This window comes from Pseudomonas chlororaphis subsp. aurantiaca (assembly GCF_013466605.1).
GTDB classification, from domain to species: domain Bacteria; phylum Pseudomonadota; class Gammaproteobacteria; order Pseudomonadales; family Pseudomonadaceae; genus Aquipseudomonas; species Aquipseudomonas chlororaphis_I.
In genome coordinates, this window is the sequence record NZ_CP059162.1 from 5,093,158 (window position 1) to 5,118,824 (window position 25,667).

Genomic DNA, 25,667 nt, shown 5'->3' on the forward strand with positions numbered 1-25,667 from the left:
CGTCCTAGCTCGTTTCAAATAACGCCATGGCCTCGACATGTGCCGTCTGAGGAAACATATCGAGGATCCCGGCACGTTTTAACCGGTAGCCCTGCCTGACCAGTTCGACGGTGTCACGCGCCAGAGTGGCAGGGTTGCATGACACATAAACCAGGCGCTTGGCGCCCAGGCTCGCCAGCTTGCGTACCACCTCGAAAGCCCCGTCCCGAGGTGGGTCCAAGAGTACCGCAGAAAAGCCTTCGCGGGCCCACTCGGCGTCGTTCAGGGGCTGCGATAAATCGGCCTGAAAAAACCGGGTGTTATGCAAATTGTTGCTAGCGGCATTCTCCGCGGCACGCGCGACCATGGTCGCCACCCCTTCGACCGCCACCACTTCACGAACGTTCTGCGCCAGCGGCAAGGCAAAGTTGCCCAGGCCGCAAAACAGGTCCAGCACACGCTCATCGGCCTGCGGCGCCAGCCACTCCAGGGCCTGGGCCACCATCGCCTCGTTGACCCCGGCATTGACCTGGACAAAATCCCCCGGCCGATAAGCCAACTGCAGATTCCACGGCTCCAGGCGATAGCCCAGGACCTGGTCCGAGTCCATCGGTTGCGGCTCGCCTTCGCCATGCAGCCACAGCTGGGCCTCATGGAACGCGCAGAATGCCTGGAGAATCTCCCGGTCGGCCGCGGACAACGGCGCCATATGGCGCAGCAGCACGGCAATCGCCGAACCGCTGAACAACTCCACATGCCCCAGTGCCTGCGGTTTGCTCAGGCGCTGCAGCATGGCCGGCAAGCGGCTCATGATCGGTTGCAAGGGCTGTACCAGTACCGGGCATTCGTCGATGGCGACTATGTCCTGGCTGCCGGCGGCGCGAAAACCCACTTCGAGCTTTTTCGCCTTGGCGTCCCAGCGCACCGCGACCCGCGCCCGGCGTCGGTAGCCGAACTCCGGACCGCTCAAAGGTGGCGCCCACACCTCTGGCTCGACACCGGCAACCCGCGACAACTGCTCGGCGAGCATGCGCTGTTTCAGGGCAAGCTGTTCGTCATGGGGCAGATGCTGCACGCTGCAGCCGCCACAACGGCCGGCATGGGCGCAAGGCGCTGGCCGGCGCAGATCGCTGGCGCTGAATACCCGCTCGGTACGGGCTTCCACCACTTTGCCGTGGGCGCCCAGTACTCGCGCCTCGACCTCTTCGCCCGCCAGTGCACCGACGACGAACCAGGTACGCCCCTCAAGGAACGCAATGCCGCGGCCATCATTGGCCAGGCGCTCGATGGTCAGGCGCTGTTTTTTTCCAACGGGGATCTGCGCCGCCCGGCTCCCGCCCGAAGGTTGGAAGCGCAGGCCTCTGACTGGCTTAGCCATCAGTTGGGCGCATCGAAGATGCCGGTCGACAGGTAACGGTCGCCACGGTCACAGATGATCGCGACAATCACCGCGTTTTCGACTTCGCGGGACAGGCGCAACATCGCCGCCACCGCACCGCCCGAGGACACGCCGCAGAAGATGCCTTCTTCGCGGGCCAGGCGCCGGGTCACCTCTTCGGCTTCGCTCTGCGTCATGTCGACGATGCGGTCGACGCGAGTGGCCTGGTAGATCTTCGGTAGGTATTCCTGCGGCCAGCGGCGAATGCCGGGAATGGCCGAGCCTTCCATCGGTTGCAGGCCGATGATCTGCACGTTCGGGTTCTGTTCCTTCAGATAACGCGAGGTGCCCATGATGGTGCCGGTGGTGCCCATGGAACTGACGAAATGGGTGATGGTGCCCTCGGTCTGCCGCCAGATTTCCGGGCCGGTGCCGGTGTAGTGCGCTTCCGGGTTATCCAGGTTGGCGAACTGGTCGAGCACCTTGCCGCGACCTTCGGCCTGCATCTTCTCGGCCAGGTCGCGCGCGCCCTCCATGCCCTCTTCCTGACTGACCAGGATCAGCTCGGCGCCATAGGCGGTCATCGCCGCCTTGCGCTCGGCACTGGAGTTGTCGGGCATGATCAGGATCATCCTGTAGCCCTTGATCGCCGCAGCCATCGCCAGGGCAATCCCGGTGTTGCCCGAAGTCGCCTCGATCAGCGTATCGCCGGGGTGAATCTGCCCACGCAGCTCGGCGCGAGTGATCATCGACAGCGCCGGGCGGTCCTTGACCGAACCCGCCGGGTTATTGCCCTCGAGCTTGAGCAGCAGGGTGTTGCTGGTGACGCCGGGCAGGCGCTGCAAACGGACCAGCGGGGTGTTGCCGACGCAATCGGCGATGGTGGGGTACTGCAAGGTCATGGCGTATTCGCAATCCGGACTGCGGGGGCGACTATCATACCGGCAAACGTTCGCAGGCCATATCACGCAAAGTGAGGGTCTTATGGCTTAACGATATAAGGCAGCGAATCAGCCTCGCTCGAAGGCGTTTGCACCCTAACGGCAGCCCGCAGACGCATTTTCAGGCGCAGGCCACGCCCGGCATTTTCCGCCCACAACTGGCCGCCCTGACGCTGCACGGCGTTGCGCGCGATACTCAGCCCCAGGCCAAAACCGCCATTGCCCGGACGCGAGCCGTCGAGGCGGGTAAAGGGATTGAAGATCCGCTGCAGATCGGCGTCGGCCACGCCAGGCCCCTCATCCTCCAGCCACAGCAGCCAATGCTCGCCCTGGCGCTGGCCGTCCAGCAGCACACGACCGCCCGCGGGCGAATGGCGAATGGCATTGCGCAGGATGTTCTCCAGAGCCTGGGCCAGGGTATTGAGGTTGCCCCGGACCCAGCACGAGGCGTCCAGCGCGCAGTGCAGTTGCGCGCTGGACCAGGCGCTTTCGAAGCAGGCGTTTTCCGTGAGCATTTCCCACAGGGCCTGGATCTGGATGTCTTCCTCGGCCAGCGGCGCCCGCTCGGTGTCGAGCCAGGCCAGCTGCAAGGTGTCGTCCACCAGCCGCTGCATGCCATCGACTTCCCGTGCCAACCGCTCGCGCAGCGCCGACAGGCTCTGCTCGCCGTCGCAAGCCACTCGCAGTCGACTCAAGGGCGTGCGCAATTCATGGGAAAGATCGCGCAGCAATTGCTGCTGCAAGGCCACCGTGCCCTGCAGGCGCTCGGACATCTGGTCGAACGCCCGGCCCAGTTCGCCCAGCTCGTCCTGGCGACTGGTGGTCTGGCTCGACAGCCGCGCACTCAGTTGATCGGCGCGCCAGGCGTTGGCCTGTTCGCGCAGCTGGTTCAGCGGCACCACCAGCAGTCGATACAGCCCGACACACAGCAACAGGGTGAACAGGCCGGGAATCACCCCATTGGTCAGTACCCGCCAGAACACCCGGTAGCGCCCGGGCATGAAGCGCTGAGGCAGCTCGATCACCAGGCTGCCGGCGGACGGGTCGTTGGGAAACGGAATCTTCAGCCAGGGCAAACCACGGGCATGGCGGCTGACCGGCCAATCCAGGCCGCGCAGGAATGTCAGGTGCTGGCTCTCGGCTTCGCTCAGCGGATAGCTGCTCAGCGACTGCAGGTCGCGGCCGATGACCCCGACCCAATGCCGTTCGCGCCCCGCCATGCCCTGCAACCAGGCATCGACCCCGGCGCTCTGCCCCTGGTTCCAGGCCTGTTCGGCTTCGGCGGCGTAGCCGGTCAGCGTGCCGCGGGCCTCGTCGGAGAGGAACAGATTCTTCTGCTCCATGTAGCGGCCCCAGGACCAGCTCAGCCAGATCATCAGCAGGCAGAAGGCGACCAACAGAAAGGCCAGCTTCCAGAACAGCGAATGCCTGCCGGGTAGCTCAGGCCATTTCATCGACGGCGCTCAGCACATAGCCCTTGCCCCAGACCGTGCGCACTTGCCGCGCGACATAACCGACCGCCTTGAGTTTGCGGCGGATCTGGCTGATGTGCATGTCCAGGCTGCGATCATGGGGCGCGTAGCCGCGCTGCAGCACATGCTGATAAAGGAAGGGTTTGCTCAGGACCTCGTCGCCGTTGCGGTTGAGCGTCTCCAGCAGGCGGTACTCGCTGCGGGTCAGCCCGGCCCACTGTTGCCCGTAATGCACGTCGCACAGCTCGTCGTCGAAACGCAGCCCCTGGGCTTCCTGCCTGAGCGGCGCCAGGGCCGGCCGGCGGTCCAAAGCCACGCGCCGCAGGATGGCTTCGATCCGTACCCGCAGCTCGGCCATGCTGAAGGGCTTGGGCAGATAGTCGTCGGCCCCCAGGCGGAAACCGCTGATGCGATCGGCCTCGGCCCCCAGCGCCGACATCAGCAGCACCGGCGTGGAATGGCTCTGGCGAAAATGCGTGAGCACCGTCAGGCCGTCCATCCCCGGCAGCAGGATGTCCATCAGCACCACATCGAAAGGCTGCTGGCAGGCCATCGTCAGCCCTTCCTGGCCGTTCTGGCACCAGGTGACATCAAACCCACAACGGCCCAATTGCTCGTGCACATAGGCACCGAGCACCAGGTCGTCTTCGATGCTCAGGATCCGGGGATGGCCGACAGATACGGGATTCATTAGCTTCTGCAAGTAATTCTCAGTTGGGCGATTATTCAAGATTGTCCGCGGTCGGGCAACCGACACCGGTCGACAAAGCGTTCGCTACATCGGGGGAAGGCCAACCGGTTCGACGGTTAATTTTGCGAAGATTGCGGCAAAGCAAATGGCTACACTGCGCAGGTGGTGCGTACCGGATGTGCGCAGGGTTCATTCAACATGGCGTGTTAGCAGGAGAGTTGCGTGCTTAAGAAACTGGGGATCAAAGGCCGCGTGCTGTTGCTGACCTTGCTGCCAACCAGCCTGATGGCGTTGGTGCTGGGCGGTTATTTCACCTGGATGCAGCAGTCGGACCTGCAAACCCAGCTTCTGCAACGCGGCGAAATGATCGCCGAGCAACTGGCGCCCCTGGTGGCACCCGCCCTGGCCCACAAGAACACCGCCCTGCTGGAACGCATCGCCACCCAGTCCCTGGAACAGCAGGACGTGCGCGCGGTGACCTTCCTCGCGCCCGACCGCACGCCCCTGGCCCATGCCGGCCCGAGCATGCTCAACCAGGCGCCGACCGGTAATGGCAGCCAGATGTTGCAACGCACCGGCAGCGACGCCACCCGCTACCTGCTGCCGGTATTCGGCCGCCACCGCAACCTGGCCGGCGACCTGATTCCCGACGAGTCCGACCGCCTGCTCGGCTGGGTCGAGCTGGAACTGTCCCATAACAGCATGCTGCTGCGCGGCTACCGCAGCCTGTTCGCCAGCCTGATGCTGATTACCGCCGGGCTGATCTGCACAGGCCTGCTGGCGCTGCGCATGGGGCGCACCATCAACAACCCGCTGAGCCAGATCAAACAGGCTGTCACCCAACTCAAGGACGGCAACCTGGAAACCCGCCTGCCCTTGCTCGGCAGCCAAGAGCTGGACGAACTGGCCTCGGGCATCAACCGCATGGCCGGCACTCTGCAGAATGCCCAGGAAGAACTGCAACACAGCATCGACCAGGCCACCGAGGACGTCCGGCAAAACCTGGAGACCATCGAGATCCAGAACATCGAACTGGATCTGGCGCGCAAGGAGGCCCTGGAGGCCAGCCGGATCAAGTCGGAATTCCTGGCCAACATGAGTCACGAAATCCGTACACCGCTCAACGGCATCCTCGGCTTCACCCACCTGTTGCAGAAAAGCGAGCTGACCCCGCGCCAGCTGGATTACCTGGGCACCATCGAAAAATCCGCCGACAGCCTGCTGGGGATCATCAACGAAATTCTCGACTTCTCGAAAATCGAAGCCGGCAAGCTGGTGCTCGACAGCATTCCGTTCAACCTGCGCGACCTGTTGCAAGATACCCTGACCATCCTCGCTCCGGCCGCCCACGCCAAGCAGCTGGAACTGGTCAGCCTGGTGTATCGCGATACGCCGCTGTCGCTGGTGGGCGACCCGCTGCGCCTCAAGCAGATCCTCACCAACCTGGTGAGCAACGCCATCAAGTTCACCCGCGAAGGCACCATCGTCGCCCGCGCCATGCTCGAAGAAGAACACGAAGACAGCGTGCAACTGCGCATCAGCATTCAGGACACCGGCATCGGCCTGTCGAACCAGGACGTGCGCGCCCTGTTCCAGGCCTTCAGCCAGGCCGACAACTCGCTGTCGCGGCAACCCGGCGGCACCGGTCTGGGGCTGGTGATCTCAAAGCGCCTGATCGAACAGATGGGCGGCGAGATCGGCGTCGACAGTACGCCCGGCGAAGGTTCGGAGTTCTGGATCAGCCTACGCCTGCCGAAAACCCGCGACGACGCCGAAGACCTGCCCGCCCCGCCGCTGCTCGGCAGGCGGGTCGCGGTGCTGGAGAACCATGAACTGGCACGCCAGGCCCTGCAGCATCAACTCGAGGACTGCGGCCTGGAAGTCACGCCGTTCAATACCCTGGAAGCCCTGACCAACGGAGTGACCGGGGTACACCAGACCGAACAGGCGATCGACCTGGCGGTTCTCGGCATCACCACCAATGACATGCCGCCGGAACGCCTCAACCAGCACATCTGGGACCTCGAACACCTGGGCTGCAAAGTGCTGGTGCTGTGCCCGACCACCGAACAGACGCTGTTCCACCTGTCGGTGCCCAACCCGCACAGCCAGTTGCAGGCCAAACCGGCCTGCACGCGCAAACTGCGCCGCGCCCTGGCCGACCTGGTCAACCCCAAGGCGGTGCGCAGCGAGCCGAGCGAACCGATCGCCAGTCGCCCGCCACGGGTGCTGTGTGTCGATGACAACCCGGCCAACCTGCTGCTGGTGCAGACCCTGCTCGAGGACATGGGCGCCAAGGTGCTCGCGGTCGACAGCGGTTACGCGGCGGTCAAGGCGGTGCAGAACGAATCCTTCGACCTGGTGATGATGGACGTGCAGATGCCCGGCATGGACGGCCGCCAGAGCACCGAGGCGATTCGCCAGTGGGAAAGCGAGCGCAACTGCACGCCGCTGCCGGTGATCGCCCTCACCGCCCACGCCATGGCCAACGAAAAACGCGCCCTGCTGCAAAGCGGCATGGACGACTACCTGACCAAGCCCATCAGCGAGCGGCAACTGGCTCAGGTGGTGCTGAAGTGGACCGGTCTGGCCCTGCGCAACCAGGGCCCGGAACGCACGGGCGAACCGTCCGGCAACGGCCTCGAGCTGCAAGTGCTGGATCACGAGGAAGGTCTGCGCCTGGCCGCCGGAAAGGCGGACCTGGCCGCCGACATGCTGGCGATGCTCCTGGCCTCGCTGGAGGCCGATCGTGAAGCGATTCGCGCCGCCCGTGCCGCCAACGACCACAATGCCCTGATCGAACGGGTTCACCGTCTGCACGGGGCGACCCGCTACTGCGGAGTGCCGCAATTGCGCGCCGCCTGCCAGCGCAGCGAAACCCTGCTCAAGCAGGAAGACATCAAGGCCTTCGCCGCCCTCGACGAACTCGAACGGGCGATCAACCGCCTGGCCACGGAGGCCCGCATCAACGCCTGACTCAGGGCAACGACCCGGTCGCCCCGAAGGTTCATGCTTGGGGGCAACCACCCACAAGGACGACACCATGCGCACCATTCTCTTCAGCAGCCAGAACTATGACCGCGACAGCTTCCTCGGCGCCGAGCTGCCGCCGGGCCTCGAGCTACAGTTCCAGGCCGCGCGCCTGAGCCTGGACACCGCGGCCCTGGCGGAGCACCACGAAGTGGCCTGCGCCTTTATCAATGACGACCTGAGCGCCCCGGTGCTGGAACAGCTGGCCGCCGGCGGCACGCGCCTGATCGCGCTGCGCTCGGCCGGCTACAACCATGTCGACCTGGCCGCGGCCAAGCGCCTGGGCCTGAGCGTGGTGCGGGTCCCGGCCTACTCGCCCCATGCCGTGGCCGAGCATGCCGTGGCCCTGATCCTCGCGCTGAACCGCCGCCTGCACCGCGCCTATAACCGCACCCGCGAAGGCGACTTCAGCCTGCACGGCCTGACCGGTTTCGACCTGGTGGGGAAAACCGTCGGCATCGTCGGCACCGGGCAGATCGGCGCCACCTTTGCCCGGATCATGGCCGGTTTCGGCTGTCAGTTGCTGGCCCACGATCCCTTCCCCAACCCAGAAGTCGAGGCCCTGGGCGCACGTTACCTGAGCCTGCCGGAGCTGCTGGCCCAGGCGCAGATCATCAGCCTGCACTGCCCGCTCACCGCCGACAGCAAACACCTGATCAACCGCCAGAGCCTGGCCCGGATGCAATCGGGCGCGATGCTGATCAACACCGGCCGCGGCGGCCTGGTGGATACCCCAGCGCTGATCGAAGCCCTGAAGAACGGCCAACTGGGCTACCTGGGGCTGGATGTCTACGAAGAGGAAGCGCAGCTGTTCTTCGAGGACCGCTCCGACCTGCCGCTGCAGGATGACGTGCTGGCGCGGCTGCTGACCTTCCCCAACGTGATAGTCACCGCCCACCAGGCCTTCCTCACGCGCGAAGCCCTGGCGGCGATCGCCGACACCACCTTGCACAACATCGCTGCCTGGGCCGCCGGCACGCCCTGCAACCGGGTGGAAGGCTGAGTCGACGGACCGGCGGTAAGCGAAGGTCATCTGCCTGCAACCTGAGATATCAGGGTGCGTGCTAGCATACGCGCCAGATTTGGAGGACCCATGGTCGAACACGATTTCCGCTACAGCCTGATGAACCCGCAACACACCCTGATCGAATGCCGCGCCCTGGTGCCCGGGCGTTATCAGGTCACCGGCAACGGTGGTTCCATCCGCAACGACGACGTGCTGATCGTCACCCTCAAGGGCAGCAAGGACCTGTCGATGCGCCTGACGGTGGAAACCGTGCGGCACCTGATCAACCCGGTCGGCCAGTGGGTCGCCGTGGCCCGTGGTCCGGTATTCGGCGAGCTGGCGATCCATCAATGGCAGGTCAACTGCGACAGCTGCGCGGCCGAGCTGAGCTTCGAGTTCGCAGTGGATGCCAAGCTGGGCAGCAAGGCGCAAAAACCCGCGGCCAGCGCGCGGATCGCCGAGTTGGGCTGGATCAGCGAAGGGGAAAAACACCTCTGCCCGAAATGCCAGCGAGCCGCCCAATGAAACGCCTGGCGTTGACCGCCGCGTTCGGCGCCGGCCTGCTGGGTTGCGCGGCGGAGCCGGTGAAACTGCAGCAGGATCGCAGCTATATCCTGGAGTGGATCGGCGAGCGTCCGCTGATCGATTACAGCCACCTGACCATCACGCTCGGTGAAGACGGTCGCGCCTACGGCAACGGTGGCTGCAACCATTGGTTCGCGCCCTACACCCTGGACGGCGACAAGCTCAGCTTCGGCAAGGTCGGCAGCACCCGCAAGATGTGCGCGCCTGCCCTGATGGAGCAGGAACGACGCTTCCTGCAGGCGTTGGAAACCGTCCAGCGCTGGGACATTTCTCCGATCGAACAAGTGCGCTTCTGGCCGGCCGAAGGCAAGCCGTTGCGCTGGTGGCTCGAGGAAGGTTGACCGTTCCCCTGTAGCTGCCGCAGGCTGCGATCGGCCTGAAGGCTGGTGCGATCTCAAGATCGCTGAAGGTCCTGCGGACCTTATCGCAGCCTGCGGCAGCGGCTACAGATCAATGCCCGCGCAGGGCTTCCAGCTTCGCCATCACACCCGCCGCAGTCTGCTCGCCCATCAGTTGCTCACGCACCTTGCCCTGGTCATCGATGATGTAGGTCACCGGCAGCCCTTCGCTGCGTGGCAAATCGAAAATCTCCGCCGGGTTCTGCGCCAGCACGGTGAACTTGATGCCCAGTTTTTCGCTGGCGCTTTTCAGTTCTTCACCCTGGACGTTATCGAAATTGACCCCCAGCACACTCACCGGCTGGCCCTTGAGCCCTTCGGCCAATGCATTGAGCTCGGGAATCTCGGTGCGGCACGGCCCACACCATTCGGCCCAGTAATTGAGCACCAGCCACTGCTTGTCCACGCGCTCGGCGGCGACTTTCTGGCCATATTGATCGACCCCGTAATCGTTACCGCAGCCGCTCAGCAACAAGGTGCCGATGATCGCCAATGCCGCTGCCAGTTGCCTTGCCATGCCTTGATCCTTGTATTGAAAAAAACCAGTCAAACCCGCTTTCTCGTGCGACCCATCGCCTCGCAAGGTTCAGGACTGCCCGTCGCACAGGTAGAATAGCCGCCACCTTACGCAAGATGCGACCCGCCCATGACCGACCTGACGCTTTATCACAACCCGCGCTGCTCGAAATCCCGCGGCGCGCTGGAACTGCTGGAAGCCCGTGGCCTGACCCCGACCGTGGTCCGCTACCTGGAAACCCCGCTCGATGCCGCCCAGTTGCAAAGCCTGCTGGGCAAGCTCGGGATCGGCGCCCGCCAGCTGCTGCGCACCGGTGAAGACGAGTACAAGACCCTCAACCTGGCCGACGCCAGCCTGAGCGAAGCGCAGCTGATCGCCGCCATCGCCGCGCACCCGAAACTCATGGAACGGCCGATTCTCGAAGTCGGCGACAAGGCCATCATCGGCCGGCCGCCGGAGAACGTGCTGGAGATCCTGCCTTGAGTACGCCGTACATCCTGGTTCTCTACTACAGCCGCAATGGCTCGACCACCGAGATGGCCCGGCAGATCGCCCGGGGTATCGAACAAGGTGGCATGGAGGCGCGCCTGCGCACCGTGCCGGCGATATCCGCCGACTGCGAGGCCGTGGCCCCGAGCATCCCGGAAGACGGCGCGCTGTACGCCAGCCTCGATGACCTGAAGCACTGCTCCGGCCTGGCTTTGGGCAGTCCGACCCGTTTCGGCAACATGGCCGCGCCGCTGAAGTATTTCCTCGACGGCACCAGCAACCTGTGGCTGACCGGCGCCCTGGTGGGCAAGCCGGCCGGGGTGTTCACCTCCACCGCCAGCCTGCACGGCGGCCAGGAAACCACCCTGCTGTCGATGATGCTGCCGCTGCTGCACCACGGCATGCTGATCACCGGCCTGCCCTACAGCGAATCGGCCCTGCTGGAAACCCGTGGCGGCGGCACGCCTTACGGTGCCAGCCACCATGCCGGCGCCGACGGCAAGAGCCCGCTGAACGAGCACGAGGTCGCCCTCTGCCGCGCCCTGGGCCTGCGCCTGGCCAAGACTGCCCTGCAACTGGAGAGCAGCCGTGGCTAAAAAGCCGAAGATCCTGCCGGCCATCGAATGGCTGGAGCCACGCGTACGCATCACCCGGGTACTGAGCCTGATCTGCTTTTTCGGCCTGGTCGGCCTGCTCTGCGGCTACTACTTGTTCGTCGCCGACCTGCACGGTGCCCGGCCCTGGGTGATCCTGCTGATCGAACTGGTGCCGCTGCTGCTGATGGCGCCGGGCATGCTAGTGGGCAGCGCACGCGGGCATTCCTGGATGTGCTTCGTGGTGAACCTGTATTTCATCAAGGGCGCGCTGGCTGCCTACGATCCGAACCGCCAGCTGTTCGGCCTCCTGGAGATGCTCGCCAGCCTGGCGGTGTTCTGCTCGGCCCTGCTCTACGTGCGCTGGCGCTTCCAGCTCAATCGCAAGCTGGCGGGCGAAGGCGAGGTCAGCGCCGTCTGACGGTACGCCATCGCGGGCAAGCCTCGCTCCTACAGAAGCATTCCGTTTCCTGTAGGAGCGAGGCTTGCCCGCGATGAAGTCAACTTCGAATCAGTGGTTGACCGTATACGCCAGCATCATCGAGATCTGGCACAGCGGCCGGCCACTTTCGGCGTGCCACTGGTTGAAGGCGCCCTGCACGGTGACCAGGTCCTTGAGGCTGCTGGGCACCTTGTCGATGATCTGCTGCGCATTCAGCGCCGCCACCACGTCATAGGTCGGTACAAAAGTGTCCTTGCCGACCATCCGCAGAAAGCGCGGGGCCGACAGGCCGCCCAACTGGTGACCGTGCTTGGCCAGGTACTTCCACAGGCCGACGATGTCGGTCGCCGGCCAGTCGGCGATCAAGGCGCCGAAACTGCCCTTCTCTTTCTCCACATCGAGCACCATCTGCGCATTGCGCGGCACGCTCTTGAGCTTGCCCAGGTGGCGAATGATCCGCGTGTCCTGCATCAGCCGCTCGAGATGCTCGGCGCCCATCAGCACCACTTTCTCCGGGTCGAAACCGAAGAACACTTCTTCGAAGGCCGGCCACTTGGCGTCCACCAGGCTGTGCTTCAAGCCGGCGCGAAACACCCGCAGGGCCAGGGTCGAGAGATAACGGTCATCGCTGATCTTGCGCAATTGCGCCGGGGTTTTCGGCACCGGCAGATGGGCTTCCAGCTCGGCCGCAGAACCGAAGCGGTTCAGACAGTATTCGTGCAGCCACTTGTAATCGCGCATGCCCTCTCCTAATGACGATAAAGAAACGGCGCTCAGAGGAGCGCCGTGATTCCACGATACAGAGCCGCGAAACGACTCAGAGGTTCACCACATTGACGAAACGCGAGGCCGCGGTTTCGTCGATCTTCAGGCTGGTGAAGTCGAACAGGTTACGGTCCGCCAGCTGCGACGGCACCACGTTCTGCAGGCCGCGGAAAATACTTTCGGTACGGCCCGGGGTCTTGCGCTCCCATTCCTGGAGCATTTCCTTGACCACCTGGCGCTGCAGGTTTTCCTGGGAGCCGCAGAGGTTGCACGGGATGATCGGGAACTGCTTGAGGTCGGAATAGGCCTGGATGTCCTTTTCGCTGCAATAGGCCAGCGGGCGGATCACCACGTTGCGCCCGTCGTCGGCCCGCAGCTTGGGCGGCATGGCCTTGAGCGAGCCGTTGTAGAACATGTTGAGGAAGAAGGTCTCGACAATATCGTCGCGATGGTGACCCAGGGCCATCTTGGTCGCGCCGATCTCGTCGGCGAAGGTGTACAGGGTGCCACGACGCAGGCGCGAGCACAGCGAGCAGGTGGTCTTGCCTTCCGGGATCAGTTCCTTGACCACCGAGTAGGTGTCCTTCTCGACGATGTGGTACTCCACCCCCAGCGCCTCGAGGTAGGCCGGCAGTACGTGTTCGGGGAACCCGGGCTGCTTCTGGTCCATGTTCACGGCGACGATCTCGAACTTGATCGGTGCAACCTTCTGCAGGTGCATCAGCACGTCGAGCATGGTGTAGCTGTCCTTGCCGCCGGACAGGCAGACCATGACCTTGTCGCCATCTTCGATCATGTTGAAGTCGGCGACCGCTTCCCCGGCCTGGCGGCGCAGGCGTTTCTGCAGTTTGTTCTGGTTGACCGTAAGAGTGCCCATGGCGCTTGAAATCCGCGGTGTGTGACGAAAAGCCGGTCATTTTACGCAAAAACCGCGCGCGGGCGAAGCGCCGGGCGCCAGCCGACCGATCAAATCACCGAATGCGATTACCAGCCGCGCCGACAGCGCGATTTGCTCTAACACCTACACCTTTTGCAAGTCAGCCCTCTCTATACTGCGACATAAGGTCGCACACGTATTCAGACCTTTACTTACTTGGCCACTGGCCCGTAGGCGCTCCGTTGGGGGGCGATGGCAATAACAAAGGAGTGACTGACTATGATTCATCATGTCGTGGGACTCTTCACCCACCCCGATCAGGAATGGCGAGAAATACGTGGCGACGAAGAGGAAAGCATCAGCCACATGTACCTCACCCACACGCTGATTCTCGCGGCGATTCCAGCGGTTTCGGCCTTTATCGGCACCACCCAGGTCGGTTGGGTCATCGGTAATCGAGCGCCGGTCATGCTGACCATGGAAAGCGCGCTGTGGATGACCATCATGTCGTACCTGGCGATGCTCGGCGGGGTCGCGGTCATGGGCGCCTTCGTCCACTGGATGGCCCGCACCTACGACGCCAGCCCGAGCCTGGCACGCTGCATCGCGTTTGCCACCTACACGGCGACGCCGCTGTTCATCGGCGGCCTGGCGGCGCTGTATCCGCACATGTGGCTCGGCATGATCGTCGGCACGGCCGCCATCAGTTACACCGTCTACCTGCTGTATGTCGGATTGCCGACCTTCATGAACATTCCGTCGGACGAAGGTTTCCTGTTCTCAAGCTCCGTACTGGCCGTTGGGCTGGTGGTGCTGGTCGCGATCATGGCGTTCACCGTGATCGTCTGGGGTCTTGGCGTCGGCCCCGTTTACACCAACTGACGCTGCTCAAAAAACAAACACAATCTGCCAACACAGGCCGCCGCAAGGCGGCCTTCTAATCTGCGCAACGACCATTCGGCGCCTGGACGATTCGGAATGCATCAGCTTTGCGGCATACTCACCCGCTCTGGAGAGCCGTTAAGCATGCCCGAGCAACTCAATACCCGCGTCGAAGACTGTTTCCAACTCGCTGAATCCTTTTTCAAACGACCTTTCAAACGCCCGGTGGTCAGCCTCAAGTTGCGTGGCCAGAAAGCCGGTGTCGCCCACCTTCACGAAAACCTGCTGCGCTTCAACCTGCAGCTGTACCGGGAAAACACCGAAGACTTCCTCAAGCAGACCGTGGCCCATGAAGTCGCGCACCTGATCGCCCACCAACTGTTCGGCGAGCGCATCCAGCCCCACGGCGAAGAATGGCAACTGATCATGCGCGGGGTGTACGAACTGCCGCCCAATCGCTGCCACACCTACGAGATCCAGCGTCGCAGCGTGACGCGCTACATCTACCGCTGCCCCTGCGACAACGACTTCCCGTTTTCCGCCCAACGTCACCGCCTGGTCGCCCAGGGCCGGCGTTATCTGTGCCGGCGCTGCCGACACACCCTGGTGTTCAGCGGTGAGATGCGGGTGGAGTGAATCCGGCCCTACAGGATGACCCGGCCCTGGCGTAGCTCAGCGATGCGCTGTGTGCTGTAACCCAGCTCGGCCAGCACCTGGTCACTATGCGCGCCCAGCTCCGCCCCGATATGCCGCGGCTCCGGCAGCCCCTGGGAAAACTTCAACGGACAGGCCATCTGCGCCTGGTAGCTGCCATCGCCACGCGGCACCTGGCTGACCAGCTGTCGCGCCTGCAACTGCGGATGAGCGACCGCCTCCGCCAGGCCCAGCACCGGTTCGACGCAGGCATCGACCCCGGCAAACAATTCGCAGAGCTCGGTGAAATCGTGCTTCTCGAACTCGACCTGCAAGGCCTGCTTGAGCGCCTGCTGTTGCTCCGGCTGCGGTGACAGTCCCTGGGCCGCCAGTTCCGGACGCCCCAGGGCCTTGCACAGCGCCTGCATGAACGGTGGTTCCAGGCTGCCCACCGACAGCCAGCGGCCATCCCGACTGCGGTAATAGTCATAGAAGCTGCCGCCATTGAGCACCTGTTGCTCCGCCGCGGGCTCGATCCCGCACGCCAGGTAGCCGGCCCCGGCCATGGCATTCAGGCTGAACACGCAATCGGTCATGCTCACGTCCAGGTGCTGCCCCAGGCCGCTGTGCTGGCGGGCAACCACCGCCGCCAGCAGGCCAATGACCCCATGCAGCGAACCTCCGGCGATATCCGCCGCCTGGATGCCCAGGGGCAGCGGCCCGCTGTCCTTGCGTCCGGTGTAGCTGGCCAGGCCCGCCAGGGCCAGGTAATTGATGTCGTGGCCGGCGCGCTCCCGATACGGGCCGGTCTGCCCGTAACCGGTGATCGAGACATAGATCAGCTTCGGGTTGAGCGCCTTCAACGCCTCGTAGCCCAGCCCCAGGCGCTCCATCACCCCGGGGCGGAACTGCTCCAGCACGATGTCGTACTCCAGCACCAGTTGGCGGATCACCTCCAGCGTCTCGGGCTGCTTGAGGTCCAGCGCCAGGCTGCGTTTATTGCGATTGAGGTAGGCATGGCTGGCGGAGACGCCCTGATCGTGGGGCGGCAGCACCCGCAGCAGGTCCATGCGGGTCGGCGATTCGATGCGCAGCACCTCGGCACCCATGTCCGCCAGCAGCAAGGAGGCGAACGGCCCCGGCAGCAGCGTGGAGAAATCCAGTACCTTGAGTGACGCCAGTGGCCCTTGCATGAGCACTCTCCCTTGCCGATTGACTGCCCACAGAGTAGGCAGCGCCTCAAGGGCCGGCAATCACCGCAAGCGTCACCCGGGCTGACCGTTGCGCTCAAACCCCGGGTATGAAAAAACCCGCCGGAGCGGGTTTTTTCATCGACGCGGTGAAGTTACTTCACGGTCGTCGGGGTTGGGCCTTCGGCAACGCCCAGGTCATCTTCTTCGCGGGTGTCGCTGATAGCACGGCCACCGGAAGCCAGCTCGGCCTGCAGCTGGTCTTCGTCCAGCTCCTTGACCCACTTGGCGACCACTACGGTGGCTACCGCGTTACCTACCAGGTTGGTCAGCGCGCGGGCTTCGGACATGAAGCGGTCGATACCCAGGATCAGCGCCAGGCCGGCCACCGGCAGGTGCCCCACGGCCGACAGGGTTGCCGCCAGCACGATGAAGCCGCTACCGGTCACGCCCGCAGCACCTTTGGAAGACAGCAGCAGCACCAGCAGCAGGGTGATCTGGTGAGTGATATCCATATGGGTGTCGGTCGCCTGGGCGATGAACACGGCCGCCATGGTCAGGTAGATCGACGTACCGTCGAGGTTGAAGGAGTAACCGGTGGGGATCACCAGACCTACTACCGATTTCTTCGCGCCCAGGCGTTCCATCTTGATCAGCATGCGTGGCAGGGCCGATTCCGACGAGGAAGTGCCCAGCACGATCAGCAGCTCTTCACGGATGTAGCGGATCAGCTTCAGCACGCTGAAACCGTGGGCACGGCAGATGGCGCCCAGCACCACCAGCACGAACAGCACGCAGGTGATGTAGAAGCAGATCATCAGCTGGCCCAACTGCACCAGCGAACCCACGCCGTAGGCGCCGATGGTGAAGGCCATGGCACCCAGCGCACCGATCGGCGCGAGCTTCATGATCATGTTGATGATGTTGAACATCACGTGGGCGAAGCGATCGATGAAGTCCAGCACCGGCTTGCCGTAGGCACCCAGGCGGTGCAGGGCGAAACCGAAGATCACCGAGAACATCAGCACTTGCAGGATGTCGCCGTTGGCGAAGGCGCCGACGATGGTATTCGGAATGACGTTGAGGATGAAGCCGACGATGCTCTGGTCTTTGCCGGCGGTGACGTAGGCCGCCACTTTCGAGGCATCCAGGGTGGACACATCGATGTGCATGCCGTTGCCCGGCTGCACGACGTTGACCACGACCAGGCCGATCAGCAGGGCGATGGTCGAAACGATTTCGAAGTACAACAGCGCGTAGCCACCGGTCTTGCCCACCGATTTCATGTTCTGCATGCCGGCGATACCACTGACGACGGTACAGAAGATGATGGGCGCGATGACCATCTTGATCAGTTTGATGAACCCGTCACCCAGGGGCTTGAGGGCCACACCGGTCTGCGGGTAGAAGTGACCGAGCAGGATGCCGATAGCGATGGCAACGATCACCTGGAAATACAGGGATTTGTACAGTGGCTGACGAGTCGTCATTGCAAAGTTCCTCAAGAGCACCGTTGCACACCATCCATCGATGCACACGACGCCTAAAGTGCGAACCCTCCTGCACTGGAGGGATTTGTTGTGTAGAGCTGCGGGGAACATCTTTCGCTGCTCCCTTCTCCTCGCTCGCTATCGCAAAGCCCGTGCCAGCTTGCCAAAAAACCCTGAAGGCCTTTGGACATCCGGGTTTGCGCTCGCCCTTCGCTCTCCCCGCCCCACACGAAGTGGCGGATTTCCGCCCATCATCCGGCCCTCGTCCTACAATTTGGCGGATATCCGCCTTGCCCAGTCGCTGGCGGCTGTTAACATCCGCCACTTAATGGACGGATCAACCTTCATGCGCCAACGCACCATCGCCAGTCATTTCGCCCGCGCCGCCCTGGGCGGGGCCCGCCGGCGGGGCTACGACTATTCGGAGTTGCTGCAGACCCTGGGCATCAGCCTCGAACTGTTGAACGAACCCAAGGCCCGTATCGCCCCCGAGCAGTTCGCCAACCTGCTGCAACAGCTCTGGCAAGTCCTCGATGACGAGTACCTGGGATTCGGCGACGGCCCGAGCAAGCGCGGCACCTTCGCCATGATGTGCCACGCCCTGATCCACTGCAGCAACCTGGAGAAGGCCCTGCAGCGCGGCCTGCTGTTTTATAGCCTGTTCCCCCAGGCACCGCGGCTGAGCCTGACGCGCGAAGGGGAAATGACCCGCCTGAGCCTGGACGACGCAGGGCTGTGGGACCCGGACCACTTTCTCAGCGAGAGCCTGCTGGTGATCTGGCATCGCCTCGGCAGCTGGCTGATCGGCCAGCGCATCCGCCTGGAACAGGCCTGTTTCAGCTACCCGAAACCCGAGCACGGCAATGAATACGACCTGCTGTTCCCCTGCCCCCTGGTGTTTTCCCGCGACTGCAGCAGCCTGCTGTTCCACAGCCGCTACCTGAGCATGCCGCTGCTGCAGGACGAACGAACCCTCAAGCACTTTCTCGAGCGCTCCCCCGCCGACCTGCTGGCCCGCCCGGACGACGGCGACAGCCTGAGCAGCCAGCTGCGCCGCCTGCTCAGCCGCGACAGCAACCATTGGCCGGACCTGGAAAGCATTGCCCAGCACCTGCACATCAGCCCGCAGACGCTGCGCCGGCACTTGCGCGAAGAAGGTACGAGCTTTCAGGAATTGAAGGATCAGTTGCGGCGCGATATCGCCATCTACCATCTGCGTCGGGCCGACCTGTCATTGCAACAGATCGCCGAGCAGACCGGCTTTTCCGAGCCCTCGGCCTTTCACCGCGCGTTCAAGAAGTGGACCGGGCTGACGCCCGGCGCCTACCGCGCCCAGGAAACCTGAGCGCGCCGGTCAGATCGCCGGAAAGTGAATGCGGAACGCCGCCCCGCCCAGGGTGGAATCGCCAAGGGTCAGCTGGGCACCGTAGCTGTCGATGATGTCCTTGACCACCGCCAGGCCGATCCCCTGCCCCGGATGCTGGCGATCCAGCCGTTCGCCACGCTGGAGAATCCGCGCCCGCTGGTCCGGCGGCACACCGGGCCCGTCGTCCTCGACACACAACTGCGCGCCGTGAAGGTCTTGGCGGACACTGATGCGCACTTCGCTCAGGCACAGGCGATAGGCGTTCTCCAGCAGGTTGCCCAGCAACTCGAGCAAGGCCCCATGCTCGATCGGCACATAGCAGCGCTCCGGCAGGTCGAACGAGACCCGCACCTGTTTGTCGCGATAGACCTTGTCCAGGGTGTCGCACAGGCTTTTCAGCACCGGTCGCAGACGCACCTGGTGACGCACCAGGCCGCTCTTGCGCAGGCTGGCGCGTTGCAGCTGGTAGCTGATCTGCTGGCTCATGCGTTCGATCTGGGTCTGCAGCACCCAGGCCTGTTCGCGGTCCTGAGGGCGCAGGGCCATGTCCTCGCTGACCCCTTGCAACACCGTCAGCGGGGTTTTCAGGCTGTGGGCCAGATCGTCCAGGGAGTCGCGATAACGGCTGCGCTGCTCGCGCTCGCTGTGCAACAGGCGGTTCAACGAGCCGGTCAGGCGCAACAGCTCGCGCGGATGTTCTTCGCTGAGGCTTTCCCGGGTACCGCTTTCGATTTCGTCCAGCTCCTGGCTCAGCCGGCGCAAGGCCTGCAGGCCCCAGGTCAGGCCGAGCCAGAGCAGCGCCAGGAGCACCAGCAACGCGGCGCCAAAACCGAGGTAGAGGTTTTCCCGCACCCCTTCCAGGGTCAGTTGGTACTCACGCACCGGCTGCAAGGCAACGATGCTGAACGCCGCGCTCTTACCGCCGAGCAGCTTGACCTCGACGTCGTAGACGAAAAACTCCTGGCCATTGGCTTCGCGGATACGCGCGAACTCATTGCCGCGGCCGTCATAACGCGGCTTGTAGTTGATGTTCTCTTCCTGGGTCGCCTTGGAACGCCAGACCAACCGCCCCTCCCGGTCATAGATGTAGCCCAGCAGACGGCTGTCGGTCAGGTTGAAACGCTCGTCCGGCAGTTGCGCCGGCATTTGCAGGTGATTGTTCTCGACCCGGGCCGCCGAGATCAGCGTGGTCACATCGGAAGCCAGGCGCTGCTCGATGGAATCCTGCAGCGCCAGGCTGAACGCGCCTTGCATGGCCGGCAACAACGCCAGCATGAACAGCACCGCCAGCGTCGTGGCCGCCAGCATCAGGCGCAGGCGTAACGATCGAATCATCGGCAGCGCTCGTTGAACAGATAACCCAGGCCACGCACGGTATCGATGGGCTTGAAGCCCGAAGGGCCTTCCAGCTTGCGCCGCAGGCGACCGACCAGCACCTCGATCACGTTCGGATCGCGCTCGTCATCGTCCGGGTACAGCTGTTCCATCAAGCGGTCCTTGGCCACCACCTGCTGATGGTGGCGCATGAGGTACTCGAGAATCCGGTATTCGTAGGCGGTCAGCGCCAGCGGCTGTTCGTCGAGCGAAGCCTGCTTGCGATTCAGGTCGAGCAGCAACGGGCCGGCGATGATGGTCGATTGGGTGAACCCGCTGGAGCGGCGCAGCAGCGCATTCAGGCGCGCGTCCAGTTCCTCGAACTGGAAGGGCTTGACCACATAGTCGTCGGCACCGGCGGCCAGCCCTTCGACCTTGTCCTGCCAGTTGCCGCGAGCCGTCAGGATCAGGATCGGAAACGCCTTGCCCCGCGAGCGCAGCTGGCGGATCAGGTCCAGCCCGCCCATGCCCGGCAGGCCCAGGTCGATCACCGCCAGATCATGGTTGAACTGCTCGGTCTGATACAGCGCCTCCTCGGCATTGGCCACGGACTCGACCACATGACCGCTGTCCGTGAGGCGGGTTTGCAAGTGATGGCGCAGCAGCGCCTCATCTTCAACGACGAGCAGTTTCATACAGCTCTCCCAGGCAAAATTCGACATCTCCAAGGGCGCTCAGGCGCCCTGATCGTATACATGGCAACGCCGGATCCTGCCTTGGCAGATCCGGCGCGGTCAGAACCAGGACGGTATTTTAGAAAGCGTAGTTGGCCGACAGGTACGTCTGGGCGCTGCTGGTCAGGCTCAGCGAACCCTGCTTGCTGCCACTGCGCTCGCTCATCTCGGTGCTGGCATTGCTGCGCAGGTAACGGTAACCCAGTTCGACCGAAGTGTTCTGTGAAACCTGCTGCAGGACACCGGCCTGCACGCCGACGGCATAACCGATATCGCTGTCGCGGCTGAAGCCTGGGGAATCCTGGGTCAGCTTGGTCAGGCCTGCGGTGCCGCCGCCGAACAGCTTGGTGCTGCTGGTCACTGGCAGGAACACATCGTAGCTGCCGAGCAGGTTTTCCTGGCGCAGTTTAATGCCATTGTGGGAACCGGAAACATTGTCGTAGGTGGCGTAGTAGCGGTGCTGGTCATTCTGCTGACCCAGGCGCACGCCCCAGGTGTTGTCCTTGCCGATCACACCGTCGGCGTTCGGGTTGTTCAGGTTGCTGTTGAGCAGGCTGGACTTCTTCACCTTGTCGCTGGTCTGGCCGTAGGTAAGGCTGGCGAAGTTGCTGTCAGCGGCCTGGACGACAGCGCTGGCGCCGAGAACAGTGAAGGCCAGGATCATCTTCTTGAAAGTAGTCATGGGGGTATTTCCTCATTCGCTATGTGTTTTTGGGTACGGGGCCAGACTACCGACCCCGCCCTGAACTCCCCCTGAACACACTCTGAACCTCGGCTGAATCAAATCGACTAGGCTGTTTGGCAGTCTTTTAAAGGAGAACGGACTATGCGCGCACTTTTTGCTTGCCTGTTGTTGACCTTCTGCGCAATGAGCCAGGCGGCCATCAAGACCCAGGAAATCCCCTACCAGAGCCCCGACGGTACCCGGCTCATCGGCTACTACGCCTATGACGACGCGTTGAAAGGGCCACGCCCGGGGGTAGTGGTGGTGCATGAATGGTGGGGCCTGAACGACTACGCCAAACGCCGGGCCCGGGATCTTGCGGCCCTGGGCTACAGCGCCCTGTCCATCGATATGTATGGCGACGGCAAGAACACCGAGCACCCGAAAGACGCCATGGCCTTCATGCAGGCCGCCTCCAAAGACAGTGCCGCCGCCAGCGCGCGCTTCAAGGCCGGGCTCGACCTGCTGAAGAAACAACCGCAGACCGCCCCGGACAAGCTGGCCGCGATCGGCTACTGCTTCGGCGGCAAGGTGGTGCTGGACGCGGCGCGCCAGGGCCTGCCGCTGCTTGGTGTGGTGAGTTTCCATGGAGCCCTGGTCACCAACACGCCGGCCACCCCGGGCAGCGTCAAGGCGAAAATCCTGGTGGAGCACGGCGCCCTCGACAGCATGGTCACCGCCGATAACGTCAGCGCCTTCAAGGCAGAAATGGACAAGGCCGGCGCCGACTACCAGTTCGTCAACCTCGAGGGCGCCAAGCACAGCTTCAGCAATCCGGATGCCGACCGCATGAGCCACGGCGAACATGGCGGGCTGGACATCGGCTACAACAAGGCCGCCGATGAACGCTCGTGGGCGGACATGCAGGCGCTCTTCAAGAAACTGTTCAACTGATCCCGCACCGACCGCCCCGGGGGCCTCAACTCCCGGGACAGCGGCATCGAGGCCGACGGTTGCCAGGCTACCCTCCAGCCTTACAACCCGGCAAAATGCCTGGCATGAATCTCATCCCTACCCTCCCCGCCTGCTGCACCCCACTCGACGACCAGTGGCCGCTGCCCGATGCCCTGCCGGACACCGTCCTGCTCGGTACCCATTTTGATGCCTCGCGCCTGGCCAGCGACGACTTCCAGCTCAGCGCCATCGAGCCGCCCGCGAGCATTCAACGTTCGGTGGCGAAACGGCAGGCCGAGTTTCTCGCCGGTCGCCTCTGCGCCCGCGCTGCCCTGCAACGCCTGGATAGCCTGGACTGCATTCCGCCGATCGGCGAGGACCGGGCGCCGGTCTGGCCAGCGCACATCAGCGGCTCGATCACCCACAGCACCGGGCGTGCCGCGGCGATCGTCGCGCGCAAGGAGCATTGGCGCGGGCTCGGCATGGACCTGGAGAACCTGCTCAACATTGAACGGGCGGAGCGCCTGGCGGGGGAAATCCTCATCCCGGCCGAAATGCAGCGCATGGCCGCCGCCCCGCGCGAGCAACTGGCGCTCTGGGTCACCCTGACCTTTTCGGTGAAAGAAAGCCTGTTCAAGGCACTGTACCCGATCGTCCAGCAACGCTTCTATTTCGAACACGCCGAAGTCTTGGAGTGGACGGCCAGTGGCCAGGTCCGCCTGCGCCTGCTGACCGACCTGTCCGGCGAATGGCGCAATGGCAGTGAACTGGACGCGCAATTCGCCCTGCAGGACGGGCAACTGCTGAGCCTGGTCAGCATCCGGGCCTGATGCCCGGACGAACCTGAGCGCAGGCCCTCAACCTTTATCCTGATGCCGTGGCCAGCTCAGGCTGAAGCAGGCGCCGCCGAGGGTCTTGCTCCTGCCGATCAACGCGCGGCCGTCGTGCCAGTGAATGATCCGCCGCACGATCGACAAACCCAACCCGTGACCGCCCGAAGCGCGGGTACGGCTGTCATCCAGGCGCAGGAACGGGGTGAAGATCCGCTCCCAGGCGCTTTCCGGAACCCCCGGGCCATCGTCCTCGACGTCGACCCGGCAACGCATCTGCCCCACCTGGTAACTGACCAGCACCTGCGACTCGGCGTGGCGCATGGCGTTGCTCACCAGGTTCTGCAACGCCCGATGCAGATAGCGCGGCTCGGCCTCGACCCAGGCGCCATCGCAATCCGCCGCGGATAGGCACGAGCCACGCTGCACTTTGACTTGCGCGCGCAACGGCGCCAGCTCGCTGATCACCTGGTTGATCAACGCGTCCAGGTCGATGCGCTGGAAATTCAGCGCCGGCGAACCCTGCTCCAGCCGCGCATAGGTGAGCATTTCGTCCACCAGCCGGTCGAGGTCCTGGATATCGTTGTCCATGCCCTCCATGTACTTGTCCCGGGCCTGGGGGGTCGTCGCCGAGCCGATCATCTCCAGGCCGAAGCGCAGGCGCGCCACCGGCGTGCGCAACTCGTGGGAGACCGCGCGCACCAGTTCGCGCTGGATCGCCAGCAAGCGCTGCAAGTGCTCGGCCATGCCGTTGAAGGCCGCCGCCAGTCGCCCCACCGAGTCGGCGCCACCGGCCGGCACCCGGGCTTCCAGGCTGCCCTTGGCAATGCGCGTGGCCGCCGATTCCAGGCCACGCAAACGCCGCTCCAGCTGACGCACCAATAAATAGACGATCAGGCCGATCAGGCTCAGGCCCAGCACCGCGATCAACACCAGCCACTGCGGCGGGTAGGGATTCATCTGGTACAGCGGGCCTATTTCCAGGACCCAGGGCGTGCCCACCATGCCCGCGAACACGCGGATCGAATCGCCGCCCTTGCCCAGGGCCATCACCGTATCGCCCTCGGCAACCCGGCGACGCTGGTCCTCGTCCATGTCCGCGTCGTCCTGGGTGACCAGGTGCATGTCGAAGCCAAAGCCCTTGTCCTTTTTCAACGCCGCCAGGCGCTCTGGCTGCTCGGCCACCGAAAAGCGCACCAGCTCGTCGGCCAGCAGATAGATAGTCGCCCGCGCCAACTGTTCGCTGATCTGCTGCACCTCACCGGTCAGCAACAGCTGTTCCGGCTCGCTGACCAGGCGATAGACCCGCGCCGCGTAAGGCCCGGTCTGCTCCACCAGGGCCTGGCCGCGCAGCACGCGGTTGCGCTGCCCGAGGTCGAGGCCGGTCTGGGTGAAAGTTTGCAGGGTCAGCGGAATGCCCAACAAGCGCTCCCACACCGCCAGGGCGCGGCGGCGCTCGATTTCGCTCATCGGTTGCAGGTTGTCGGCCATCAGCGAGAACGTGCCGTGGGCCAGGCGCTCGCGGTATTGCTCGCTGCGCACCTGGTTGAGCAGGTGCAGCGCCAGCACGCCCAACAGCGCCACCAGAATCAGCGCGGCGCACATGCCGCCGTAGATGCGCAGGAATATGGAGTTCACGGCGACAGGTCGGCAGCGGCTTCGGGGACGAACAGATAACCCTTGCTGCGGATGGTCTTGATCAGCCGCGGGTGTTCCGGGTCGTCGCCGATTTTCGGGCGGATCCGTGAGATGCGCACATCGATGGAGCGGTCCTGGCCGTCATAGCCGATGCCGCGCAGGGCGGTGAAGATTTCCTCGCGGGACAGAATGCGCCCGGCGTTGGCCACCAACAGCCAGAGCAGGTCGAACTCAGCGCTGGTCAACTCGATACCGGCATCGTGCAACCAGGCTTCGCGCAAGGCGCTGTCCACCACCAGCGGACCGAATTGCAGACGCCGGGATTTCTCCGGCGCGGCGCCATCCACGGGTTCGCTGCGCCGCAACAGGGCCTGGATCCTGGCCAGCAACAGACGCGGACGGACCGGCTTGCACACATAATCGTCGGCACCGGTGTCCAGCCCCAGCACCTGGTCCATGTCGTCGGTGCGCGCGGTCAGCATCAGGATCGGCCCGTCGTATCGATCGCGGACCTTGCGGCAAATGCTCAGGCCATCCTCGCCGGGCAGCATCAGGTCGAGGATCACCAGGTCGGGTTGTTCGGCAATGATCCGCGCCGCGGCCAGGGCGCCATTGCCCTCGATGGCGACGCGCAGTCCGTTGCTCTGCAGATATTCACAGGTCAACTCGGCCAGTCGCTGATCGTCCTCGACGATCAATATCTGCCACGCTTCTTGCTCCACGGTGACCTCTGCTTGCCAGGTATGGGCTCCGGAAGAATCCGCCCGTCTTTTTGTAATGTGAGATGGATAAAACGATGCATCGAAGGC

Annotated in this window: 26 protein-coding genes; 12 read left to right on the forward strand and 14 right to left on the reverse strand. The window is 63.9% G+C overall.

Annotated features, from left to right (window positions below; translation table 11 throughout):
• Nucleotides 1-4 precede the first annotated feature (4 nt).
• The 4 genes from rlmD to H0I86_RS23100 form a co-directional block, all read right to left on the reverse strand.
• Nucleotides 5-1,357: a 23S rRNA (uracil(1939)-C(5))-methyltransferase RlmD gene (rlmD, locus tag H0I86_RS23085; protein WP_180922324.1), complete on the reverse strand. Its 1,353-nt coding sequence runs from the start codon at nt 1,355-1,357 to the stop codon at nt 5-7.
• A complete protein-coding gene (gene cysM, locus H0I86_RS23090) occupies nt 1,357-2,259 on the reverse strand; it encodes a cysteine synthase CysM (RefSeq protein ID WP_180922325.1) in 903 nt (300 codons plus the stop codon). Before cysM ends, rlmD begins: the two co-directional genes overlap by 1 nt.
• Nucleotides 2,260-2,339: 80 nt before the next feature.
• The gene (locus tag H0I86_RS23095) at nt 2,340-3,752 is read right to left on the reverse strand and encodes a sensor histidine kinase (RefSeq protein WP_180922326.1); all 1,413 of its coding nucleotides are present in this window, start codon (nt 3,750-3,752) and stop codon (nt 2,340-2,342) included.
• Nucleotides 3,739-4,461 (reverse strand): response regulator transcription factor, encoded by a 723-nt coding sequence (locus H0I86_RS23100; RefSeq protein ID WP_180922327.1) that lies wholly within the window; start codon nt 4,459-4,461, stop codon nt 3,739-3,741. Before H0I86_RS23100 ends, H0I86_RS23095 begins: the two co-directional genes overlap by 14 nt.
• Before the next feature lie 222 nt (nt 4,462-4,683).
• Between H0I86_RS23100 and H0I86_RS23105 the strand changes: the two genes are divergently transcribed.
• The 4 genes from H0I86_RS23105 to H0I86_RS23120 all read left to right on the forward strand — a co-directional run bounded on the left by H0I86_RS23105 (nt 4,684) and on the right by H0I86_RS23120 (nt 9,423).
• Nucleotides 4,684-7,437 carry a response regulator gene (locus H0I86_RS23105; protein WP_180922328.1) on the forward strand — a complete coding sequence of 918 codons (2,754 nt, stop codon included), beginning with the start codon at nt 4,684-4,686 and terminating at the stop codon, nt 7,435-7,437.
• Nucleotides 7,438-7,504: 67 nt separating this feature from the next.
• A complete protein-coding gene (locus H0I86_RS23110) occupies nt 7,505-8,494 on the forward strand; it encodes a 2-hydroxyacid dehydrogenase (RefSeq protein ID WP_180922329.1) in 990 nt (329 codons plus the stop codon).
• A 90-nt stretch (nt 8,495-8,584) separates the two neighbouring features.
• Nucleotides 8,585-9,022 carry a hypothetical protein gene (locus H0I86_RS23115; RefSeq protein ID WP_009050281.1) on the forward strand — a complete coding sequence of 146 codons (438 nt, stop codon included), beginning with the start codon at nt 8,585-8,587 and terminating at the stop codon, nt 9,020-9,022.
• Complete coding sequence (locus H0I86_RS23120; RefSeq protein WP_023966598.1) at nt 9,019-9,423, forward strand: META domain-containing protein; 405 nt, start codon at nt 9,019-9,021, stop codon at nt 9,421-9,423. Before H0I86_RS23115 ends, H0I86_RS23120 begins: the two co-directional genes overlap by 4 nt.
• Before the next feature lie 109 nt (nt 9,424-9,532).
• Here H0I86_RS23120 and H0I86_RS23125 read toward each other — a convergent pair whose 3' ends face one another.
• A complete protein-coding gene (locus H0I86_RS23125; protein WP_038576819.1) occupies nt 9,533-9,997 on the reverse strand; it encodes a TlpA disulfide reductase family protein in 465 nt (154 codons plus the stop codon).
• Nucleotides 9,998-10,126: 129 nt separating this feature from the next.
• Here H0I86_RS23125 and arsC point away from each other — a divergent pair, with 129 nt between their 5' ends.
• Genes arsC through H0I86_RS23140 form a run of 3 tightly spaced genes read left to right on the forward strand, consistent with a single transcriptional unit; the run spans nt 10,127 to nt 11,500 of the window.
• Nucleotides 10,127-10,480: an arsenate reductase (glutaredoxin) gene (arsC, locus tag H0I86_RS23130; protein WP_007931799.1), complete on the forward strand. Its 354-nt coding sequence runs from the start codon at nt 10,127-10,129 to the stop codon at nt 10,478-10,480.
• A complete protein-coding gene (wrbA, locus tag H0I86_RS23135; protein ID WP_009050285.1) occupies nt 10,477-11,082 on the forward strand; it encodes an NAD(P)H:quinone oxidoreductase in 606 nt (201 codons plus the stop codon). Before arsC ends, wrbA begins: the two co-directional genes overlap by 4 nt.
• Nucleotides 11,075-11,500, forward strand: a complete 426-nt coding sequence (locus H0I86_RS23140; RefSeq protein ID WP_180922330.1) for a DUF2069 domain-containing protein — start codon at nt 11,075-11,077, stop codon at nt 11,498-11,500. Before wrbA ends, H0I86_RS23140 begins: the two co-directional genes overlap by 8 nt.
• Before the next feature lie 90 nt (nt 11,501-11,590).
• On the opposite strand, the gene H0I86_RS23145 is transcribed toward H0I86_RS23140, so the two are convergent.
• Both H0I86_RS23145 and ttcA read right to left on the reverse strand, forming a co-directional pair.
• The gene (locus H0I86_RS23145; RefSeq protein ID WP_180922331.1) at nt 11,591-12,262 is read right to left on the reverse strand and encodes a DNA-3-methyladenine glycosylase I; all 672 of its coding nucleotides are present in this window, start codon (nt 12,260-12,262) and stop codon (nt 11,591-11,593) included.
• A 76-nt stretch (nt 12,263-12,338) separates the two neighbouring features.
• Entirely contained in the window at nt 12,339-13,163 is an 825-nt protein-coding gene (gene ttcA, locus H0I86_RS23150) for a tRNA 2-thiocytidine(32) synthetase TtcA (RefSeq protein WP_023966607.1), read from the reverse strand.
• Between the two features lie 279 nt (nt 13,164-13,442).
• On the opposite strand from ttcA, the gene H0I86_RS23155 reads away from it, so the two are divergent.
• Together H0I86_RS23155 and H0I86_RS23160 are read left to right on the forward strand one after the other, a co-directional pair.
• Complete coding sequence (locus H0I86_RS23155) at nt 13,443-14,045, forward strand: Yip1 family protein (RefSeq protein WP_023966609.1); 603 nt, start codon at nt 13,443-13,445, stop codon at nt 14,043-14,045.
• 144 nt (nt 14,046-14,189) lie between these two features.
• Nucleotides 14,190-14,681 carry a SprT family zinc-dependent metalloprotease gene (locus H0I86_RS23160; protein ID WP_180922332.1) on the forward strand — a complete coding sequence of 164 codons (492 nt, stop codon included), beginning with the start codon at nt 14,190-14,192 and terminating at the stop codon, nt 14,679-14,681.
• An 8-nt stretch (nt 14,682-14,689) separates the two neighbouring features.
• Here H0I86_RS23160 and H0I86_RS23165 read toward each other — a convergent pair whose 3' ends face one another.
• On the reverse strand, nt 14,690-15,871 hold the full coding sequence (locus tag H0I86_RS23165) for a CaiB/BaiF CoA transferase family protein (RefSeq protein WP_180922333.1): 1,182 nt from the start codon (nt 15,869-15,871) through the stop codon (nt 14,690-14,692).
• A gap of 152 nt (nt 15,872-16,023) precedes the next feature.
• The gene (locus H0I86_RS23170; RefSeq protein ID WP_009050291.1) at nt 16,024-17,358 is read right to left on the reverse strand and encodes a dicarboxylate/amino acid:cation symporter; all 1,335 of its coding nucleotides are present in this window, start codon (nt 17,356-17,358) and stop codon (nt 16,024-16,026) included.
• A gap of 346 nt (nt 17,359-17,704) precedes the next feature.
• Here H0I86_RS23170 and H0I86_RS23175 point away from each other — a divergent pair, with 346 nt between their 5' ends.
• Nucleotides 17,705-18,703, forward strand: coding sequence for an AraC family transcriptional regulator (locus H0I86_RS23175; RefSeq protein ID WP_180922334.1), 999 nt, complete (start codon nt 17,705-17,707; stop codon nt 18,701-18,703).
• A 9-nt stretch (nt 18,704-18,712) separates the two neighbouring features.
• On the opposite strand, the gene H0I86_RS23180 is transcribed toward H0I86_RS23175, so the two are convergent.
• The 3 genes from H0I86_RS23180 to H0I86_RS23190 form a co-directional block, all read right to left on the reverse strand.
• Nucleotides 18,713-20,059 (reverse strand): ATP-binding protein, encoded by a 1,347-nt coding sequence (locus H0I86_RS23180; protein WP_081360102.1) that lies wholly within the window; start codon nt 20,057-20,059, stop codon nt 18,713-18,715.
• Nucleotides 20,056-20,733, reverse strand: a complete 678-nt coding sequence (locus H0I86_RS23185; RefSeq protein ID WP_007931776.1) for a response regulator — start codon at nt 20,731-20,733, stop codon at nt 20,056-20,058. Before H0I86_RS23185 ends, H0I86_RS23180 begins: the two co-directional genes overlap by 4 nt.
• A 118-nt stretch (nt 20,734-20,851) precedes the next feature.
• Nucleotides 20,852-21,454 carry a hypothetical protein gene (locus H0I86_RS23190; protein ID WP_007931772.1) on the reverse strand — a complete coding sequence of 201 codons (603 nt, stop codon included), beginning with the start codon at nt 21,452-21,454 and terminating at the stop codon, nt 20,852-20,854.
• A 144-nt stretch (nt 21,455-21,598) separates the two neighbouring features.
• Here H0I86_RS23190 and H0I86_RS23195 point away from each other — a divergent pair, with 144 nt between their 5' ends.
• The gene (locus H0I86_RS23195; protein ID WP_180922335.1) at nt 21,599-22,390 is read left to right on the forward strand and encodes a dienelactone hydrolase family protein; all 792 of its coding nucleotides are present in this window, start codon (nt 21,599-21,601) and stop codon (nt 22,388-22,390) included.
• Nucleotides 22,391-22,494: 104 nt separating this feature from the next.
• On the forward strand, nt 22,495-23,220 hold the full coding sequence (locus H0I86_RS23200; RefSeq protein ID WP_219637299.1) for a 4'-phosphopantetheinyl transferase family protein: 726 nt from the start codon (nt 22,495-22,497) through the stop codon (nt 23,218-23,220).
• A gap of 27 nt (nt 23,221-23,247) precedes the next feature.
• Here H0I86_RS23200 and H0I86_RS23205 read toward each other — a convergent pair whose 3' ends face one another.
• Together H0I86_RS23205 and H0I86_RS23210 are read right to left on the reverse strand one after the other, a co-directional pair.
• The gene (locus H0I86_RS23205; RefSeq protein ID WP_180922337.1) at nt 23,248-24,858 is read right to left on the reverse strand and encodes an ATP-binding protein; all 1,611 of its coding nucleotides are present in this window, start codon (nt 24,856-24,858) and stop codon (nt 23,248-23,250) included.
• Nucleotides 24,855-25,580 (reverse strand): winged helix-turn-helix domain-containing protein, encoded by a 726-nt coding sequence (locus tag H0I86_RS23210; protein WP_124311903.1) that lies wholly within the window; start codon nt 25,578-25,580, stop codon nt 24,855-24,857. The genes H0I86_RS23205 and H0I86_RS23210 overlap by 4 nt, the downstream gene beginning before the upstream one ends.
• Nucleotides 25,581-25,667 lie beyond the last annotated feature (87 nt).

What these genes read in the sequence shown, in the direction of transcription:
- rlmD (WP_180922324.1), bottom strand. Translation starts at nt 1,357, where the DNA reads ATGGCTAAGCCAGTCAGAGGCCTGCGCTTCCAACCTTCGGGCGGGAGC.
- cysM (WP_180922325.1), bottom strand. Translation starts at nt 2,259, where the DNA reads ATGACCTTGCAGTACCCCACCATCGCCGATTGCGTCGGCAACACCCCG.
- H0I86_RS23095 (WP_180922326.1), bottom strand. Translation starts at nt 3,752, where the DNA reads ATGAAATGGCCTGAGCTACCCGGCAGGCATTCGCTGTTCTGGAAGCTG.
- H0I86_RS23100 (WP_180922327.1), bottom strand. Translation starts at nt 4,461, where the DNA reads ATGAATCCCGTATCTGTCGGCCATCCCCGGATCCTGAGCATCGAAGAC.
- H0I86_RS23110 (WP_180922329.1), top strand. Translation starts at nt 7,505, where the DNA reads ATGCGCACCATTCTCTTCAGCAGCCAGAACTATGACCGCGACAGCTTC.
- H0I86_RS23115 (WP_009050281.1), top strand. Translation starts at nt 8,585, where the DNA reads ATGGTCGAACACGATTTCCGCTACAGCCTGATGAACCCGCAACACACC.
- H0I86_RS23120 (WP_023966598.1), top strand. Translation starts at nt 9,019, where the DNA reads ATGAAACGCCTGGCGTTGACCGCCGCGTTCGGCGCCGGCCTGCTGGGT.
- H0I86_RS23125 (WP_038576819.1), bottom strand. Translation starts at nt 9,997, where the DNA reads ATGGCAAGGCAACTGGCAGCGGCATTGGCGATCATCGGCACCTTGTTG.
- arsC (WP_007931799.1), top strand. Translation starts at nt 10,127, where the DNA reads ATGACCGACCTGACGCTTTATCACAACCCGCGCTGCTCGAAATCCCGC.
- H0I86_RS23145 (WP_180922331.1), bottom strand. Translation starts at nt 12,262, where the DNA reads ATGCGCGATTACAAGTGGCTGCACGAATACTGTCTGAACCGCTTCGGT.
- ttcA (WP_023966607.1), bottom strand. Translation starts at nt 13,163, where the DNA reads ATGGGCACTCTTACGGTCAACCAGAACAAACTGCAGAAACGCCTGCGC.
- H0I86_RS23155 (WP_023966609.1), top strand. Translation starts at nt 13,443, where the DNA reads ATGATTCATCATGTCGTGGGACTCTTCACCCACCCCGATCAGGAATGG.
- H0I86_RS23160 (WP_180922332.1), top strand. Translation starts at nt 14,190, where the DNA reads ATGCCCGAGCAACTCAATACCCGCGTCGAAGACTGTTTCCAACTCGCT.
- H0I86_RS23165 (WP_180922333.1), bottom strand. Translation starts at nt 15,871, where the DNA reads ATGCAAGGGCCACTGGCGTCACTCAAGGTACTGGATTTCTCCACGCTG.
- H0I86_RS23170 (WP_009050291.1), bottom strand. Translation starts at nt 17,358, where the DNA reads ATGACGACTCGTCAGCCACTGTACAAATCCCTGTATTTCCAGGTGATC.
- H0I86_RS23175 (WP_180922334.1), top strand. Translation starts at nt 17,705, where the DNA reads ATGCGCCAACGCACCATCGCCAGTCATTTCGCCCGCGCCGCCCTGGGC.
- H0I86_RS23180 (WP_081360102.1), bottom strand. Translation starts at nt 20,059, where the DNA reads ATGATTCGATCGTTACGCCTGCGCCTGATGCTGGCGGCCACGACGCTG.
- H0I86_RS23185 (WP_007931776.1), bottom strand. Translation starts at nt 20,733, where the DNA reads ATGAAACTGCTCGTCGTTGAAGATGAGGCGCTGCTGCGCCATCACTTG.
- H0I86_RS23190 (WP_007931772.1), bottom strand. Translation starts at nt 21,454, where the DNA reads ATGACTACTTTCAAGAAGATGATCCTGGCCTTCACTGTTCTCGGCGCC.
- H0I86_RS23195 (WP_180922335.1), top strand. Translation starts at nt 21,599, where the DNA reads ATGCGCGCACTTTTTGCTTGCCTGTTGTTGACCTTCTGCGCAATGAGC.
- H0I86_RS23200 (WP_219637299.1), top strand. Translation starts at nt 22,495, where the DNA reads ATGAATCTCATCCCTACCCTCCCCGCCTGCTGCACCCCACTCGACGAC.